General features: G+C 55.8%; 13 protein-coding genes. 5 read left to right on the forward strand and 8 right to left on the reverse strand.

Annotated elements, in window-relative coordinates; translation table 11 throughout:
• The first annotated feature begins 135 nt into the window (after positions 1-135).
• Genes OHL19_RS04875 through OHL19_RS04890 form a run of 4 tightly spaced genes read left to right on the forward strand, consistent with a single transcriptional unit; the run spans position 136 to position 3,476 of the window.
• Positions 136-1,017, forward strand: a complete 882-nt coding sequence (locus OHL19_RS04875) for a hypothetical protein (RefSeq protein ID WP_263356478.1) — start codon at positions 136-138, stop codon at positions 1,015-1,017.
• Positions 1,014-1,400, forward strand: a complete 387-nt coding sequence (locus OHL19_RS04880) for a c-type cytochrome (RefSeq protein WP_263356480.1) — start codon at positions 1,014-1,016, stop codon at positions 1,398-1,400. The genes OHL19_RS04875 and OHL19_RS04880 overlap by 4 nt, the downstream gene beginning before the upstream one ends.
• A gap of 36 nt (positions 1,401-1,436) precedes the next feature.
• The gene (locus OHL19_RS04885; protein ID WP_263356482.1) at positions 1,437-3,158 is read left to right on the forward strand and encodes a hypothetical protein; all 1,722 of its coding nucleotides are present in this window, start codon (positions 1,437-1,439) and stop codon (positions 3,156-3,158) included.
• Between the two features lie 33 nt (positions 3,159-3,191).
• Positions 3,192-3,476, forward strand: a complete 285-nt coding sequence (locus OHL19_RS04890; protein WP_263356483.1) for a HigA family addiction module antitoxin — start codon at positions 3,192-3,194, stop codon at positions 3,474-3,476.
• Positions 3,477-3,521: 45 nt separating this feature from the next.
• Here the strand turns inward: OHL19_RS04890 and OHL19_RS04895 are convergent, their stop codons facing one another.
• Positions 3,522-7,052, reverse strand: a complete 3,531-nt coding sequence (locus OHL19_RS04895; protein ID WP_263356485.1) for a glycosyltransferase — start codon at positions 7,050-7,052, stop codon at positions 3,522-3,524.
• Between the two features lie 72 nt (positions 7,053-7,124).
• Between OHL19_RS04895 and OHL19_RS04900 the strand changes: the two genes are divergently transcribed.
• A complete protein-coding gene (locus OHL19_RS04900; RefSeq protein ID WP_263356486.1) occupies positions 7,125-8,597 on the forward strand; it encodes an ArnT family glycosyltransferase in 1,473 nt (490 codons plus the stop codon).
• Between the two features lie 38 nt (positions 8,598-8,635).
• Here OHL19_RS04900 and OHL19_RS04905 read toward each other — a convergent pair whose 3' ends face one another.
• The 7 genes from OHL19_RS04905 to OHL19_RS04935 form a co-directional block, all read right to left on the reverse strand.
• Positions 8,636-9,340 carry a LolA family protein gene (locus OHL19_RS04905; RefSeq protein WP_263356488.1) on the reverse strand — a complete coding sequence of 235 codons (705 nt, stop codon included), beginning with the start codon at positions 9,338-9,340 and terminating at the stop codon, positions 8,636-8,638.
• Between the two features lie 56 nt (positions 9,341-9,396).
• Positions 9,397-9,771, reverse strand: a complete 375-nt coding sequence (locus tag OHL19_RS04910; protein WP_263356490.1) for a hypothetical protein — start codon at positions 9,769-9,771, stop codon at positions 9,397-9,399.
• Between the two features lie 20 nt (positions 9,772-9,791).
• The gene (serS, locus tag OHL19_RS04915) at positions 9,792-11,120 is read right to left on the reverse strand and encodes a serine--tRNA ligase (protein WP_263356492.1); all 1,329 of its coding nucleotides are present in this window, start codon (positions 11,118-11,120) and stop codon (positions 9,792-9,794) included.
• Between the two features lie 15 nt (positions 11,121-11,135).
• Positions 11,136-12,542, reverse strand: coding sequence for an NAD(P)/FAD-dependent oxidoreductase (locus tag OHL19_RS04920; RefSeq protein ID WP_263356493.1), 1,407 nt, complete (start codon positions 12,540-12,542; stop codon positions 11,136-11,138).
• Positions 12,543-12,615: 73 nt separating this feature from the next.
• Complete coding sequence (locus tag OHL19_RS04925; protein WP_263356496.1) at positions 12,616-15,714, reverse strand: IPT/TIG domain-containing protein; 3,099 nt, start codon at positions 15,712-15,714, stop codon at positions 12,616-12,618.
• A gap of 236 nt (positions 15,715-15,950) precedes the next feature.
• The gene (locus tag OHL19_RS04930) at positions 15,951-16,151 is read right to left on the reverse strand and encodes an allantoinase (protein ID WP_263356498.1); all 201 of its coding nucleotides are present in this window, start codon (positions 16,149-16,151) and stop codon (positions 15,951-15,953) included.
• A 15-nt stretch (positions 16,152-16,166) separates the two neighbouring features.
• Entirely contained in the window at positions 16,167-17,342 is a 1,176-nt protein-coding gene (locus tag OHL19_RS04935; protein ID WP_263356499.1) for an acyltransferase family protein, read from the reverse strand.
• Between the last annotated feature and the right edge of the window lie 4 nt (positions 17,343-17,346).

The raw sequence follows: 17,346 nt of genomic DNA on the forward strand, positions 1-17,346 counted from the left end.
CGTTTAGCGAAGTATCCGACACATTTAGTCCTCATTCTGGAACTGGCGTTTGGACGACTCTTTTTGATGCAGTTGCTTACGAGAGCACTGCGATGTAGAGAATTTCGCTGAGGCTCTTTTGTGGAGTGGAAGTGTATGCGTTTTGTTCGACTTACTGGATACTGCCTGCTGGTTCTGGGAGCTGTTTTATCCCTCGGAAATGTGCTGCACGCCCAGGAAAAACCCTATTTCGTCACCTACTCCACCGATCTGGAAGAGCCAGGCAATCTTGAAGTCGCTCTCAAAGGGCTGACCGCCCCGCCGAAAGATGCGAATGCTTTTGTCAGCCCGACAATCGAGCTCGAATACGGCGCGACCGCGTGGTGGACGACTGAGGTTTACGCGCAGGGGCAGGCTACCGTGAACGACTCGACTGTCTTCACCGGTTTTCGCTGGGAGAATCGTTTTCGCCCGCTGCCCCGCGAATACTTCGTCACCCCGGCTGTTTACGTAGAGTACGAATCGGTCAGCAATGCGGACAAAAGCATTCTTGAAATTACGGGGCACGATGGCATCTCGCGCTTCCAGGTCAATAATGGGCAAACCCACGGCATTGTGGAGCACTCGATCGAGGGCAAGCTAATTCTGTCGAGCAATTTCAAGGGTTGGAATATTTCCGAGAACATGATAGCTGAAAAGAACATGTCCAATGAGCCGTGGGAGTTTGGCTATGCACTTGGTGCGGCGCGTTCGCTTGCTTCGGCTGGCAGCGCAAGGCGATGCTATCTTTGCCGCCAGAATTTTGATGCCGGTGCGGAACTCTACGGAGGACTTGGCGACCGCTATAGCTTCGGTCTCAAGCAGACCTCGCAGTATGCCGGGCCAACCGTGGATTTTCGCGTACCGAACGGACCAACCGTCAGCTTCTCGCCGCAGTTTGGGCTGAATGACAACAGCATCGGCACGCTATGGCGGTTCAAGGTCTCGTATGAAATACAGCAGATCCGCGATCTATTTAAGTCGAAGGACTCACGATGAAAAAGTTACTTGCTCTGATTGCTCTGATCCTCTGTTCTCCGGCGTTGCTGATCGGCGCGTCAGATGGAAAATGGCTGCATCGCGTTCCCGATGAAGACCGCGCACGCCACAATCCTTTTGCCGGACAACCCTCTGCGGCTGCCGCGGGCAAAGTTCTCTTTCAGGAGAACTGCGCCAAGTGCCACGGAACGGATGCCCTGGGTCTACACAATCGGCCGAGCCTGCGTAGTGAACGCATTCACAACGCGACGGATGGTGAACTCGCGTGGATGCTCAAGAACGGCAACCCCTACAAAGGTATGCCGCCATGGAGTTCTCTGCCGGAGCAACAACGCTGGCAGGTGATCGCCTATCTGCGCACGTTGCCTCTGTCTGTGAAGTAAGTTCTTAAGCCAGGATTCAAGCCTCAGGAGTATGCAGTGAGATCGATTCGTAAGACAGTTCGCACAAGCAACAAGAACGCGCATGGGCGAGGTATCTTTACCTTCGCGACGGTAGTTCTGTGTTCCACCAGTCTCATCATGAATGGCTGCGGCGCGGGGCAGGCTCCGGTTGCTCCTGCCAGCGAAGCGACTACTCCCGCGGCTGATTCCATTGGCGAACGCATCTTTCTCGATACACGCTTCTCCGAATATTTCGCAACGCACATGACGTCAACGAATGCTCCGCTCGCTACCGGCGACCCTGTGGTTAATACCGTTGAGACAACCAATGGAACGCTGCCTGGGCCTTTTGCCGGGCAGGCGATGAACTGCCGTAGTTGTCACTTCGTCACTGAATTTCAAGGCGTGGCTGGCGCAGGGAACCGGACGTATGCAGATTTCACCACGCGCAGTCCAATTCCGCTGACGATGAATGGTTTCACCAACACACCGCGCAACGCCATGCAGATGGTGGACAGTTTCACGGCGCGCAATACGTCGCAATTTCTGCACTTCGATGGAGAGTTTGCAACGGGGCAGGACTTGGTTATCGGCACGATGACGGGCAGAAACTTCGGTTGGTCTCCAGCGCAGTACAGCCAGGCGATTGCACATATCGCCCGCATCGTTCGCGAAGATGATGGGTCAGACCAACTTGCCGCCGATCGTACGAACAGTCTTTCGTATGGCACTTTATTTCTTGGTACCGATGCGCGCATCACGAGCGATCTGTCTCTGCCTGTAAATCAGCGCGTGGATGTTACAACTGCAACCGACCAGCAGATAGTGACCGAGGTCGCCAACTGCATTACCCAGTACATGAAAGATCTACTTTTTCAACGCGACGAGTATGGGCAATACGTCGGCTCGCCTTACGATAACTTCCTGCGTGTTAATCATCTTCCTCAGCAGGCGTTGGCAGGTGAGACGCGTGCGGCTTACAACACGCGCCTATATGCCGCAGTGCTGGCATTAAATAATCCGATCTACATCACGACGGCCGATGGAAGTTTTGCCTATCATGCGAATCCATATCAGTTCGGTGCGACTGAGTTAGCGGGACTCAAGATCTTCCTCAAGTCCGCAACTGCTGGTGGAGGAAGTAATCAACACGCGGGTAACTGCGCCGCTTGTCATCAGGCACCCGATTTCACTGACTTTATCTTTCACAACACAGGCGTAGCGCAGACGGAGTATGACAACGTTCATGGCGCTGGAGCATTTGTAAAGCTTCACGTGCCGTCACTGACAGAGCGCAACAGTTCTTTTGATTTGTATCTACCGGCGAGCACCAATCATCCAAATGCGACGGAATCAATGCGGCGTGCAGCCTCTGCTGATAATCCGAATTATGCCGACCTGGGTTTGTGGAATGTATATCTGAATCCCGATATGCCTAACCCTCAAATGGGACTCGCAAGCTTTGTCTGTGCAGCGGGCAAGGATTGCTCTGTGGATAAGGGGTTGGCGAGTACGATTGCACAATTCAAGACGCCCGTGCTGCGCGATCTTGAAGACTCTGCGCCGTACTTTCATAATGGCAGCGCTCTCAAGCTCAACGACGTGATTGAGTTCTACATCAACAGCTCAAAGCTGGCGCAGAACGGGCTACTGCGCAATGCTCCCGCCGAATTTGCAAACATGTCGATTTCAGAAGAGGATGTAGCAGCCCTTGTGGCGTTTCTGCAATCGCTGACGGAAGACTACGACGACGCGTAACCAGAGTAATGCTCATGAAAGGAAATCACAGCCATGCAAACCGATAACCCGATGCACCCTGGGCGCACGCTAGCTCGTTATCTCGCGGATCGTTCTGTAACCGAAGTAGCCAGGCATCTTGGTGTCGCGCGACCCACGCTTTCACGCCTGCTGCATGGCAGGGCGGCCATGTCTCTGGATATGGCGCTGCGTCTTTCAGAAGCGTTCAAGACGGAGCCGGACTTATGGCTCCGCCTGCAGATGCAATACGATCTGTGGGTTGCTTCGAGAAGTAAGCGGGACAAGGTGACGCCGCTTGAGCCAGGTATCGTTGTCTAGCTGCTCTGTTTAACTAAAACAGACCAGCCAGGCTTGACCTTCGATTTAGCCTTCGATGAGCTTGTCTGTCTGCTTGCTCATCTTGGCCGTTCGTGCGATCTTATCCCAGTTGAATGGGCGTCCATCGATCGCGCGTTTTACTGTCTTGAAGAGCACTACCGAGAAGACCTGCCGATAAGCAAAGCGTTGCAGCCATATGTGGAAGAGGAGCCATCCATCGCCTTTGTTCGCAGGGTGTTTGCGCTCCAGACTGAACGCGATTGCCGAGGTTACAAAGTCGATCACCATGAAGGTGAGGAAGTAAGTCAACAGCTTCTCAAAGCTGGCCGTGCTTGCTGCTTCTGGATGATAGTAGCGGTCGACAAAAAACTGTCCTACGCCAATCAGGAACATCAGATCGATGAAGGGCGATACCAGAGGCAACAGCATCTGAAAGACGAGAATATTAGGCAGCGCAAAGAGGCCCATCGCCTTATTGCGCGTGAACGCAGCACGGTGCTTCCATATAGCTTGCAGCGTGCCGAAGGACCAGCGGAAGCGTTGCCGCATTAGTCCACTGGCATTGATCGGTGCTTCAGTAAATGCCAGCGAACGATCTTCGTAAACTACCTTGAGCCCCTGTTCTAACAGGCTCATGGTGAGGTCGGCATCTTCCGCCACAGTGTTGAGTGGATAGCCTCCGGCAATCTTCACCGGGCCAGTGCGCCACGCCCCAATGGCCCCTGGCACCACGGTCACGACGTTGAAGAGATCAAGCGCACGCCGCTCGAAATTCTGACTGGTGATGTATTCAAGAGCCTGCCATCGCGTCCAGAGATTGACGCGGTTGCCGACCTTTGCATTGCCCGCAACCGCGCCGATCATAGGATCTGCAAAGTGCGGAATGAGCTTTGAAATCGCATCTGAAGCGATGACTGTATCGGCATCGATGCCAACGTAGAAATCCTCTGTCAAGCGCTCTACTGCGTAGTTAAGCGCAGCAGCTTTGCCGCCATTTGGCTTGGTGATTACGGCTACTTTGCCCGATGCAATCTCTGGCTCGTATGCTGCGCGTGCGACCTCCGCCGTCCTGTCGCTTGAGCCGTCATCGATGACGATCACATGCAGGTTGGAATAATCCGAATTGAGCACGGAGCGCACCGTGCGCACGATCACGGTCTCTTCGTTATACGCAGGCACCAGCACTGCTACACGCGGGTTAAAGCCAGGCGTAGGTTCCTTGACGCGAAGCAGCCTGTCGATGATTGCCATCACACCGATAACGATGAGACGGCCGCTCATCAGCACGTCGCCAACCAGGAAGACCATGACGATGAAATGGCCGAACAACGATAGGATGCTGAAGGCTACGGAGTCTGCCTGTGCGCGCCAATACTGCAGGCCCGTGATCTTTGGCATCACCTCGGCTGTTGTCTTGCCCATGAGCGCTGAGACCGGCACGATCTCATAACCGTGAGCTCGCAACGCGTCGATCAGTACAGGAAGCGCGGCCACCGTTGGCGCACGATTTCCACCGCCATCATGCATCAGGATTACGCTGCCTTGAAACTGCGGCTTGTCCTTCATGTTCTCAAGCTGTGCCAGTACAGAATCGGTAATCTCTTTTGGAGATTTTCTCGGATGCTCGTTCCAGTCGTCCGTGTCGATCTTGTTGCCGATGATGGTGTAGCCCATCTGCTGCACGCGATAAGCCGGCTCAGCCTGATCATCCGTATCAGGCTCTTCGTCGATATCGTATGGAGGACGGAAGTAGAGCGGCTGAATGCCCAGTTTGCTCACAAACAACCGCTCCGTCAGATTCAACTCTAGTTGTACCTGTCGTGGCGAGATTTCGCTGATGTCCGGATGCGAGTAGGTGTGATTGCCTATCTCATTTCCTTCCCGAACTAACCTCTGCATCAGGCCCACATTTTCCTGGGCTTCTCTGCCGATCAGCATGAACGTACCTTTCACATTCTTGCTCTTCAGGATGTTCAGGATTTTCGGCGTCCATGTGGGGTCCGGACCGTCGTCAAACGAGATCGCAACACGTTTGGGATCGTAGCCGTAGTACTGCAACTGGTAGGTCAGCGGATAGATATCCATGTGCTCATCGATGACGAGCCGCCGTCTCGGATCGGGTTCGTCCGTATCCACCTGTACCGTGCGCTTGCCGGGTTTGGGGGTTCCCGTGATGCGAAGAATGTCGCCTGTACCTTCAACGTCCAGATCGTGACCTGGAGGCACAACACCCAGTGCGTTAAGAGCATCCGCGGTGTTGGGTTTGTCCCAGATGCTCCAGAGAGAGCGATCCTCCTGCCCCAAAGACCAAAGCGCAAATGTCTGCAGGCCCAGCGCTCGCGCGCCTCGCATCTCGTTCAGCAAAGTCACACTATCGAGAAACCACACTACATGGCGGATGTGATCGTCTTCATCAATAAATGAGTAGTGAGGGTTGAGCGAGTCGTAATCCAGATCCAGGTCCGCATCCGCGTCCGATGCTCTTTGCCACGACTCCTGCACACTTAAATCTTCGGTGTTCAGTACCTTTGGTTTGGGATGTTTCTTATCTTTTGGATCGGGAATCGACATCGTCCAATCGAAGCCATAATTGCCCACAGCGCAGATGATTTTTTCCTTGGGCACTATCTTCAGGACGCGTTGTAGATTACTGATAAACCATGTCTGTGAAGCGATAGGCCCGGGCTCGCTGCTCTCCTCATGCTCGTCGTAGTTCATGATGATGAGCCCATCGGAGTTGGCCGCCATACGCTTTAGATTGTCGTCATCCGTAGAAACCTCGACATTGATGTACAGCCGCAGGTTATGAGCATGCATGTCCGCATACAGGTCCTGAATGAACTGCATGTACGCGTCCACGGCGTTGTCGGGCAGATTTTCAAAGTCCAGGGAAAGCCCGTGATACATGGGCAGCCCTTTAAAAAAGCTCATGATCTGCGTGTGCAAAGCATGGCTCTTGTCACTGTCCAGTACAACGGCGCCAATCGCCGGATCGAAGCTCTTGGTTTGCGGGTTGTAACTCGTCAGGTGCGGGAAAATCTCCGTATCTTCCTTTGCCGCCGCGATTACATCCTTGATCTTGTTCTGGTCGTCGGGATCATGCACTCCACGACTATCGACTGCGCGATACTCCTGCAGATCGTCCTTCGACTCCGCCATCAGATTTCCGTCTGGCTCAGAAACATGCAGCCATACGGGAAACAGGATGTCGATCTGATGCACGTGCTCTTTGAACGAGGAGTAGCTGGCCTCATTATCCGGTTGATAATAAGCGGCGCGCACGCCTTCGCCAGTGTTAAATGGAATGTCGGAGGCTTTACGCTTGGTCTTGCGGTGTGCCGGTACCCCTCGCGCCTTTTCCGCGCGCAACAAATCAGACTGCCGATCCCGCACAGCCTTATAGTTGTGCTTGGGTATGGGCAGCAGCAGATCGGGCAGGTGTTGCTCGCGAAATACATTGAAAATGAAGATAGCCACAACTATCGTCAACAGCACGGCGGCTACGTCGAAAATGCGGCGCAGGCGCTTCCATCGTTTGCGTTGCGGGTCGAAAAATATCTGGTGATCAGGAGTCATTAGGGTCCGTTAAAGAGATAGGGAAGGAACGACACCGTTTGGGTACACTCGAATCGTATGGAAGCTGGTAAGGTGCGTCAATTGAAAGAGGACAAGATCGATCCTGTGGTCAAAAACGACCAATCCATCTTCAGTGTAAGCTGGCTGGGGTGGCGTGCCATTGCGGCTGTGCTCGGTGGTTTCATCCTACGCCTTTGGATGCTCTCTGCCTTTCCACAGGTATCCGGAGATGCACTCATTTACGGCAATATCGCCAAGAGCCTGTTGCAGAAGGGGCAATTCGCGATCACTGACGGCAGCGGCGTGGCGCATTCGACGCTGATTCGCCTCCCAGGATATCCACTTTTTCTCGCCACCTGCTTCCGCCTGTTTGGCATGGAGCATTACAACGCCGTTATCTTCACGCAAATCACGCTAGAACTCGTCGCCTGCCTGTTGCTCGCGGATTTTGTGCGCCGCATCTGGTCACCACGCGCCGGGCTGAATACGCTGTGGCTGGCCGCGATGTGTCCATTTACAGCGGTGTATGCGTCTGCCCCTCTGACGGAATCGCTTACCTTTGACATGATCTGCCTGGCGCTGTGGTCGCTGGAGCGTTATCTTGCCTGCCAGCGTGCTACTGCGGGCAATCAAATACGTCAGCAGGCAGGCTGGGGGCCGCTGCTGCTCTTTACCTTGGCCATCAGTTATGCCGCCCTGCTTCGTCCGGATGGCCCGTTGCTGGCGATTGCTTTATGGCCTGCTCTGCTATTTTCCCGCAGCCTTGGTGTCGCATTTACCCCGGCATTGCGCAGAGCTTTGCTGGTAGGCGCTTTGGCCGTACTGCCATTCGTTCCGTGGACGATCCGCAACTGGCAGACCTTCCATGTCTTCGAACCGCTGGCCCCGCGTTACGCAACCGATCCCGACGAAGATCCACATCGCGGCTGGCAGCACTGGGTCAGAACCTGGTGCCTCGATTTCGCCAGCACCTACGAGGTCTATTGGAACATCCCCGATAATCCACTGGATGTGAATACTCTGCCGGAAAGAGCTCTTGGATCTGGCGAGGAGCGCGCGCAAACACTGGCACTTATCGCCGACTACAACGACAACCAGGAGATTACGCCAGCCATCGACGCACGTTTCAGGGCGCTCGCCGAGCAGCGTACAGCCCGGTATCCGTTGCGAACTCTGGTGCTTCTTCCACTGGGCAGGCTGGGCGATATGTTGCTGCGTCCGCGCGTCGAAAATCTGACCATAGACCTGCGTTGGTGGGAGTATAACCAGCATCGCCCCGAGACACGTTTCTCCTGGGGTTATGCTGCGGTTAACCTGATCTTTCTGATGCTGGGAGTGGTGGGTTTTTGTTATCGTCCGCGCTACTGGCCGTATATGGCAGCCTATATTCTGCTGCGGTGCGCGCTGCTGCTCACTGTCGAGGCGCCTGAGACCCGCTATACGCTTGAGTTTTTCCCGATCCTCTTTGTGATGGGCGGAATCGCCCTGCAGCAGATCTTTCGTTCGCGGAAAAAACAGATAGCGTCTAAAACGGCCAGCGGCTAATGGCTGGCATCTGGCGGTTAGTATTTGACCGCCAGATACTAGTGATTGATGATTTTCGTGCCCGAGGGAGTCTTGATGGTGAAGGCATCCGGAGACACCGACGCGTTCAATTTGAGATTGTGATAACTCACTTCGCGATAGTTGCCGGATATGTCATAAAACTGCTGCTTGACCGCAATTCCGTTATCCAGGTCGATCCATAGGATCGCTTTCGTGAAATTTTTCTTCACGCTGTCCTGTAGCGGAGCCAGTTCGAGCCTAGCCGTCGATACACCATCTACCTTCTCGGCTCCGGCGTAATTGACCTTCCAGTTTTTCTGCATGTCTTTGCCACTGCCGCCGATTCCCAGCGCAAGAAACGTATCGTACTCCGCGCGATTCGGGCCAGCCTGGAAGACTGTCTCCTGCTTCAGGAGCGGCTCGTAAAGCTTGAACTGCCCTCCGGCGTAAAGCATCTCTTTGGGAACGGACTTGCCGTTGTCCGTCTTGAGATGCATAGCCATCGACAACTGTCCATTTTTGCGCTCAAACTGCGCTGTACCCGCCTGCACGTCCTTGTCCGGGATAGGCTCGGTCTGCACGTTGCTCCAGGTGATGTCCGCCGCCGCAGACTTGAACTTCAGCGAAGCGGAATCCAGCTTGGCCAGCACCATCTGTAGATCGTCTGCGCCATAGGCAGGGACAACCGCTGCAACGGGAACGAAAAGCAACGAGAGAAGTGTGATCGTGCGCAGATTAGTCATAGGTCACTCAGTGCACTTAGACGAGTAAGGGTTGGAGAAGGATGCCAGAAGCGGGTTTAACGCCGCGCCCAGACCTTCCACACGGTTGGCCTTCCGGAGGAATCCCAGACGGTTTCCCAACGGACGATGGCGACAGCATCCCCTGTTACTGGTTCGATCGCGCGTTGCAGTGCGTGGCTCACGGTCGAATAATTCGCCGAGGGATCGACATGAACATCGTTGTACTGCACGGTAACGATAATGCCGTGATCGCCATCGCCTGTCACCTGGATTGGATTCACGAACGACGCATTTGCGGGCGGCTTATCGCCGTAGTTCCACAGGTGCGGCGTAACGAAAATGAACGCCAGAATCAAGGTAACCATTACGTCGTAATGGAAGCTGCCTCGCTGGTGCGTCCAGAAAAAATAGCTTTTCAACGTCTTCTGCATTCCACCTTCTATTGCTGCTCTTAACTTTGTTTCACAATGTATTCCAGCCCACCCATGTAGGGCTTTAACACCTCGGGAATTTTCACCGAGCCGTCGGCTTGTTGATAGTTTTCAAGAATTGCCAGCCACGTGCGCCCAACTGCCAGACCACTGCCGTTCAGCGTATGGACGAACTCGTTCTTGCCCTTGGCATCCGGCCCCGTCCGCTTGAATTTGATATTGGCGCGACGAGCCTGAAATCCCTCGAAATTGGAACAGGAGGAAATCTCTCGATAGAGCTCCTGACCCGGAAGCCATACTTCCAGATCGTACGTCTTGGCCGCGGAAAATCCAGTATCGCCCGTGCAAAGCAGCAGGCGCCGATAGGGCAGCTCAAGCAGTTCGAGAATCGTCTCCGCATGCCGCGTGAGCTTTTCATGCTCCGCATCAGAGTCCTCCGGGCGCACGAACTTCACCAGCTCAACCTTCTGGAACTGGTGCTGGCGAATGATGCCGCGTGTATCTCTTCCCGCCGCTCCGGCTTCCGCTCGAAAACATGGAGTATAAGCCGTTAGACTCATCGGCAGCTTCGCATCTTCCAGAACTTCGTCGCGATAGAGATTGGTAACCGGCACTTCGGCCGTCGGAATCAGCCAGTGATCGTTGTCGCGATACTCACCGGGTACGAACTCCGTTCCATCTTCACAGCGGAAGAGATCCTCGGCAAATTTAGGTAGTTGCCCCGTCCCAAACAGCGACTTGCTGTTGACCATGAAGGGAGGCAGCACCTCGGTATAGCCGTGAAGCTCGGTGTGCTGGTTGAGCATGAAATTGATCAGCGCCCGCTCCAACCGCGCGCCCGCGCCCTTGTAGACGGCAAATCGTGCTCCGCTGAGCTTGGCTGCACGCTCCAGGTCGAGAATGCCTAGCGCCTCTCCTATTTCCCAATGCGGCCTGGGGGTAAAGTCGAAAGCCTTCTTGACTCCCCAGTTGCCGACTTCGACATTTTCAGTCTCAGAGCGTCCTAAGGGAACCTCATCGCGCGTCAGATTGGGGATGCGGGCCAGCGCCTGGCGCATTTCCTCATCGAGAGCGGTCGCAGCGGAGTCCAGCGCGTCGAGTTTTTCTTTGAGCGCCTTGGTTTCTTCCATGACAGTAGTTGCGTCCTGCCCGGCTCGTTTGAGCACAGCTACCTGCTGGCTCAGTTCGTTGCGCCTGGCCTTGAACTGCTCCGATTGCGTAATTGCCTCGCGACGGCGAGCGTCCAGCGAGTGGAAATCACCCAGCAGCGCGACGGGGTCTGCTCCACGCGCGCGCAGCTTTTCTTCTACCAACGGCAAGTTATTACGTACAAATCCCAAGTCGAGCATCGCTTATCCAGCTTACTATGACCTGTTCGCCGCTTCGGTTGCAGGGGCATCCAGGGGATCGGACTCTGCCCTGTCAATCGCATTATTCGCGGTCCCCATGGTGGCTTCTTTCCAGCCGGGGAGGGTCTGGTCGCCTGTAATCAGGCGCGCTCCATCGCTGAAAGTAAAGTACGTCCATGCCCAGGTCGCGAAAATCGTGATGCGATTACGAAACCCAATCAAAAAATAGATATGAACAAGCAGCCAGGTTGCCCAGGCCATGAATCCGCCCCAATGCGCCTTAAACGGCCACTCGATCTTGGCGACAGCCGCCAACCGGCCAATTGTCGCCATATCTCCTTTGTCGAAGTAGCGAAAATTGCCGCGTTGCTTTCCCGCAAGATCAGCCGCAATAGCCTTGGCCGCGTAACGCCCCATCTGCATCGCAGGTTGTGCAACTCCCGGGACGGGCTTGCCATCCTGCTCAAAATGAGCCAGATCGCCGCATATAAATACATGAGATAAATCCGGTGGATTCAGTTGGTTATCGACAAAGACGCCCCCGCGCTTGTCTACCGGAGCGCCGAGCAGCTTTCCGAGTGGCGAGGCCTGCACGCCGGCGGCCCACAGAATCACCACCGCCTCGATCCGCTCCTCGCCCACCTTGACATAACCTGGGCCAACTTCAGAGACATGCTTGTTGGTCCAGACCTCAACGCCCAGGCTTTCAAGCTGATTTACCGCCTTCTCTGAAAGATCCGGGGGGAAACTCGACAGGATTCGCGGAGAGCCCTCAATCACCAAGACCCGCGCTTCGGACGGATTGATATGGCGAAAATCCATCTTCATGTACAGGCGGGCAATATCTGAAACCGCTCCGGCCAGCTCTACGCCGGTTGGACCGCCGCCAATGATCACAAAATTCAACGGCGGATGCCAGCCATGCTCCAGCATGTGCCGTTCGGCGAGTTCAAACGACAGCAGTACCCGGCGACGAATCTCGGTCGCATCCTCAATCGTCTTGAGCCCCGGAGCAAATGGCTTCCAATCATCTCTCCCAAAGTAGGAGTGCGTCGCCCCCGTGGCCAGGATCAGGTAGTCGTATGGCAGAATCGTGCCGCTGGTTAGCGTCAGTTGGCCTGCCGCCGTTTCATGCGTCGTCTGGATGCTGACCACCTCATCCATCAACACCTCGGTGTTGGCATTCTTTTTCAAAATGGTTCGGATCGGCTGGGCGATCTGTGCCGGCGACAACACCGCCAGCGCGACCTGATAGAGCAACGGCTGAAACGTGTGGTGATTACGACGATCGATGAGCGTTACATCCACAGGCAGTTTGCCCAGTTCGAGAGCTGCATTGATGCCTGCAAACCCTCCTCCGACGATGGCAACACGGGGCCTGCGTCCAGGCTCAGGTTTGGATTCAGCAGTTAATTGGCTCATAAGGATGACGGTTCCTCACCCTGTGAGATGCGTACCGCGAGGCAAAAGTATCGCTCTTCCGTGCCGCTATTGCTCAGGGATGTTGCTCCACCGTGAATATAAGACTGCTTGCGTTGCCGGTTGCCGCCAGTCCAATCAGATTGGTGGGCTGGCCAGCCAGCGTAAGCGGAATCACCGTGACGCTGCCATCCAACGTTGACGTAAGAGTCGTCGACTGCGCCGCCAGCAATTGTGGCTGGGCGCATCGGCCATGCTGCGGACAGGCCGGAGCCCACGCATACAACTCCTGGTAAACCGAGACCGTGCCGCCAGCCATGGGATTGCCGTTCATATCCAGCACCCTCAGCGTGACGGGCAGCAGCATGTCCGTGGCAGAAAGACTCTGACTGGTGCCAGAGATGGCGGTGAGACTGGCAAACTCTGGCCGCGAACCAAACGCGTTGAAACTCGCGCATTGGCCGCCGCCATTCAGGCAGGCAACCGAAGTAATCGTCTGCCCCTCGGACAACGGTCCAACCGCAAGCGTCGCCGAAGCCACGCCCGCACTATTTGTTGTTGATGCCGAGCTGGATGTCGAGCCGGATGTAGTCATCCCCGGGACGCTCTGCCAGGTCACTGTCTGCCCCCCGGCAGGCGCTCCACCGCTCAACGCCAGCGCCTGTACCGGCCAGCTTGTCGTGGCACCAGCCGCCAGATACAGCGTTGGAGTCAGGGCATTCAATACCGCCGCCGGACCACCGTAAAAATGCGCCTGAACACTTGCCCCATTGGTCAGCGAAGCCGTAACTACCGCAATTGAACTGTTGATCGCCGTAACCGCCATCGTTGCCCGAGCATCTCCGCTCGCTGTTACGGAGCAGGTCGTCAGGCCGCAGCCCAATGTCGCCACACCGCTCGTAACGGAGTAGATCACTGTCACGCCTCCGGCTGGTGCTCCATTCGCGCCCTCAGCGAACACGGAAAATGGCTGAGGCACATCCATCGGAACCTGGTTCGCCGGAGCAGTCACCAGCACGAGACCATCGCCGCTGCCCGCGTCATAGCTAAACCCACCTGGAATGGCCGCAGCCGCATTGAACAGAGGCAGGTCGTCCACCTCAACATCCAGAGAGCCGATAACACCCGCCATCGCCGCAGGAACCAATGCCGTAATCTCATTCGGCAAAATACTCGTCACCGTGACCGCGACTCCGCCCACCAGCACGGAATCTCCTGCACGAAAACCCATTCCATGAATCACGATCGTCCCGCCACTTACCGGCAGGCGCGCCGGAGCAACAGAGTCTGCATAGAGCACCCAGCCTCGATATGTGTAGTCCGGACGGCCATCTCCGCGCTGGTCTGCGACTGCCAGCCGGACAATATCGTTCCCACTTGTAGCCACCTGCAACCTTGTCTCGCCGGAAACAAATCCATTTTGCGCCGGGGCCGAACCAGCCGCGGCAGACCCCACCAGATCGAATCCGTCCCACACACCAATCGCAGGCATCGCCTTCGTCATGGTTGAAGTTCCCGCCTCGTTCAGTGCCTGGGTGACGATCGTGAAGATGCGATTTCCTCGCACCGGCAATGTAAACCAGTCAGTCTGGCCTACCTGCCCAAGACGACTTGTCCACATACCGCTGGAGGGCAGCAGTTGCGGCGCGCCTTCAATGCCGATTGCTGGTGCCGCTATGCTGTTCCCTGCGTTCCTCTCATTGCTTTGTGGCTCATTCCCGACTGGCTCCAGCCCTGAGGGAGCTGAGTGAACAGGGTTCGCTTCTAAAGCAGATCGCGCAATCAGAGGCGCAACGGGTCTGGCTACGGGGCGAACGTAACCTTCCTGCAACTCGCTGGCCGAGTCTGCAATAGTCAGATCTAGTGTCTTTGCATTTCCCGCCGTCATGCCTTGAACGGTCATCGTGGCTAATGTTCCCGAGGGTGTGGGCGAGCCTAGAATGTATGGACCAACGGATATCTGGTCGATATACAGAGGGTTTACCGCTTCGAAGGTAATTTCATACTTAGCCTCAGTTGCGCCCGGAGGCAGCGGAATTCCGCTCAGATCAAAATAACCTTGTAGCGACGCGTCGTCGCTTCCAAATTGATCGAGACGATTGCCATTTGCATCGGTCCATCCGGTAACCGGATTCCCGTGATTCCCGCCAAAATATCCGCCTGAAACAAAGGTCGTCGTGTACTGATAAAGCGGGTTGCCGTTGGCATCGAGTGGACGCGCCACCACATTCACGCCCTGCATTCCCATTCCATTGCGAAAGCTGATCGTCCCTTGCAGGGATATAGTATTCGCCGCTGTGAGAACCTTGCCAGGAAAGCTGAACTGGTTCGCCGCTGTCACAGGATAGATGCGGTTCAACGCCGCAATATCGTCCAGCCGTAACGTGGTCGGATCGGGGATGCATTCGCCTCCGAACGAACTACAATCGCCGCTCAAAGGAAGCATCACCGGCCATCCCAGCGCGCCATTGATCTCGGTGCTTCCAGGCGACTGCGCACCGTCATTCACCTGCGAAAAATCAAGCCCAAGGATGCGCCCGAAGGCCCGCTCCAACTGGAAACTCATCATCGTCAGCAAGCTGGCATTCGTAGCGCAGCGGCCGTTCAGCAGAATGGCGCCATGGGCCATCGTCGCATCCGGATTCATCTTGTCAATCCAGACAAAGACGCCGTTCTGCCAGCAATTATCCGGCTCGCTGGCTCCCGTGCCTTCCAGCGCATCGATCACCGATCCGTCCGCGTCGAAGATCACTCCTACTGGAGTAGCCGTCGCAGTTGCCGCCACGTCGCTGGGCTGGGCGATTGCCGACATTCCACCGTTAACCACGCCGATTCCGGGCACGATGTTGGCTCCGCTCACATTCTCCGCCAACGGACCTTTGTTCATCAGTGTCACTGCCGCAGTTGGAACCGCACTCCACGTCGCCGCTGCTGCATCCACCATTTCAGTCGCCTGCTGATTGTTGACCAGGCTATTGAGAGGGCCCTGGTCAACAAAATAACCAACCTGTCCCTGCGCCCAGTGCACCGCTTGCCCCTTCACGCCGGGATTGAAGTAGCTGACTCCAGCAACAAATTTAGGGCCGCCCGCAATGCCTGTTGTAGCCGCCAGCAAGAGGGGTAGCAGGCAAACGAGAATCTTCAACCGGGAGAGTGAAGAACAGGGCAAAGTCAAGGCGCACGCCTTTGCGAAAGGAATCCGCGATGAGCCTGGGTGCTTTCGCTAATATCCACGCGCAGAGCACGCCAGCCATCACATCGACAAAGGTAGTGCGAACGTGAACTATTTCGTGCGGCAAAGATGCATGTGACGAAAGACCTGGTGCGCGTTTGGGAACACGCACCAGCACTATTCCCAAAGCGGGATACACTGCGCGTCGAGAACCCGCCATTGCTGCCGGAGACGGGGATCTAAATTTCAGGATAGAAATCGAAAAACGCATCAATGCTCATGCGGAGCTGTCCTTCGATTTCCTCGCGCGAACCCTCCAGCACATGCATGGTGACGTGGGCTTCGTGACCGTTGGCGAGTTTGAGCGTGGCGTCCTGAACCTGGGCAACTTCGCCCTCGGGCAACAACCGTAGACCATAGATAAGCGTGAGATTAGCCATGAGCCAATCTTATCCCTAAACGCGTTCCGCCGAGAGAGTCTTCAACCCGCGATGCTTGCGCAATCGCCGATTCATCGGTTCGGAGTAGAAGCGCGCCACCAGTTCTCCCAGCAGGCCCGCCAGCACAATCACTGTTAGAAACAGTACCGGCACGAGCCGCAAAGGCTTGCCCATTGCCAGAAAAATCTGGAAAACACCCAGCACGATAAACATATGCGTGAGGTAGACCTCATAACTGCGCTGCCCCATGCGCAAGATGGGCGCCAATACCAGCGATAGAAGGTTGGAGGCTCTCCACTCCGTCTGGGCCGCCACGGCAATCACCATGCACGCCCCAACCGTCAGGATGGTCATGCTCAAACCATTGCGGCCCAGTCCCCATTGATACACGTAAAGAGAAAAGAAAAGGGTGAGGCTCATGGTCGCAGTTCCGGCAATGCCCAGAGCCCACAGAGTGGCCCGCGAAAAGCGAACCCGCGCGATCAGCAGAGCCGTCAGGCAGCCGAGTGCGATGGCATCCATGCCGCCCAGGTAGGAGTATTCGCGCCAGACCTCGTTGTGGTTGAAAGCGACCGAGCGTGCAAACGGGCCGATCACCACAAACGCCAGCAGGAGCGGAACCAGAAACTTCCCCCGGCCCAGGAATCGGCAAATGAGCGGAAAGAAAAGATAGAATGTTTCCTCGACCGAGAGCGACCACAGGATGTCCCAGTTGCCGGGCAGATAATTTCTGCTGGCTTCGAGATAGTTGACGTGGAAGGTCAGCGCCGCCAGCAACGCCCGTCCCAGTCCGCCAGTTTCCTGCGAAACGACAAAATGCTCTACCCCGGCCAGGTGCAGGCTGCTCAGCACCGCCAGTAGTAGCAACAGCAGAGGTGCGATGCGCGCAAACCGGATGCGATAAAAGCCTGCAACACTGATTTGCAGCAGCGATCCCCATCGCCGCAATGTAGTTGAAGTAATAAGAAAGCCCGAGACGGCAAAAAAGATCTGCACGCCAAGCTGCCCATTCCACACCAGGGAGTAAACAAGCTGCAGCGGCAACCCCTTGGTGTAGGGCACATGGGCGAAGAGCAGTTGCATGTTGACGTGGTTCATCAGCACAAAAAAGATGGCCAGTCCGCGAAGCAGGTCCACCCCATCAAGTCGTGTCCAGTTCTGCGCGGGAGATGCATCTAAAGCCGAAAGCATGTCT

It is taken from the genome of Acidicapsa ligni, from assembly GCF_025685655.1.
In the GTDB taxonomy this organism is placed as follows: domain Bacteria; phylum Acidobacteriota; class Terriglobia; order Terriglobales; family Acidobacteriaceae; genus Acidicapsa; species Acidicapsa ligni.

What these genes read in the sequence shown, in the direction of transcription:
- OHL19_RS04875 (WP_263356478.1), top strand. Translation starts at nt 136, where the DNA reads ATGCGTTTTGTTCGACTTACTGGATACTGCCTGCTGGTTCTGGGAGCT.
- OHL19_RS04880 (WP_263356480.1), top strand. Translation starts at nt 1,014, where the DNA reads ATGAAAAAGTTACTTGCTCTGATTGCTCTGATCCTCTGTTCTCCGGCG.
- OHL19_RS04890 (WP_263356483.1), top strand. Translation starts at nt 3,192, where the DNA reads ATGCAAACCGATAACCCGATGCACCCTGGGCGCACGCTAGCTCGTTAT.
- OHL19_RS04895 (WP_263356485.1), bottom strand. Translation starts at nt 7,052, where the DNA reads ATGACTCCTGATCACCAGATATTTTTCGACCCGCAACGCAAACGATGG.
- OHL19_RS04905 (WP_263356488.1), bottom strand. Translation starts at nt 9,340, where the DNA reads ATGACTAATCTGCGCACGATCACACTTCTCTCGTTGCTTTTCGTTCCC.
- OHL19_RS04910 (WP_263356490.1), bottom strand. Translation starts at nt 9,771, where the DNA reads ATGCAGAAGACGTTGAAAAGCTATTTTTTCTGGACGCACCAGCGAGGC.
- serS (WP_263356492.1), bottom strand. Translation starts at nt 11,120, where the DNA reads ATGCTCGACTTGGGATTTGTACGTAATAACTTGCCGTTGGTAGAAGAA.
- OHL19_RS04920 (WP_263356493.1), bottom strand. Translation starts at nt 12,542, where the DNA reads ATGAGCCAATTAACTGCTGAATCCAAACCTGAGCCTGGACGCAGGCCC.
- OHL19_RS04930 (WP_263356498.1), bottom strand. Translation starts at nt 16,151, where the DNA reads ATGGCTAATCTCACGCTTATCTATGGTCTACGGTTGTTGCCCGAGGGC.
- OHL19_RS04935 (WP_263356499.1), bottom strand. Translation starts at nt 17,342, where the DNA reads ATGCTTTCGGCTTTAGATGCATCTCCCGCGCAGAACTGGACACGACTT.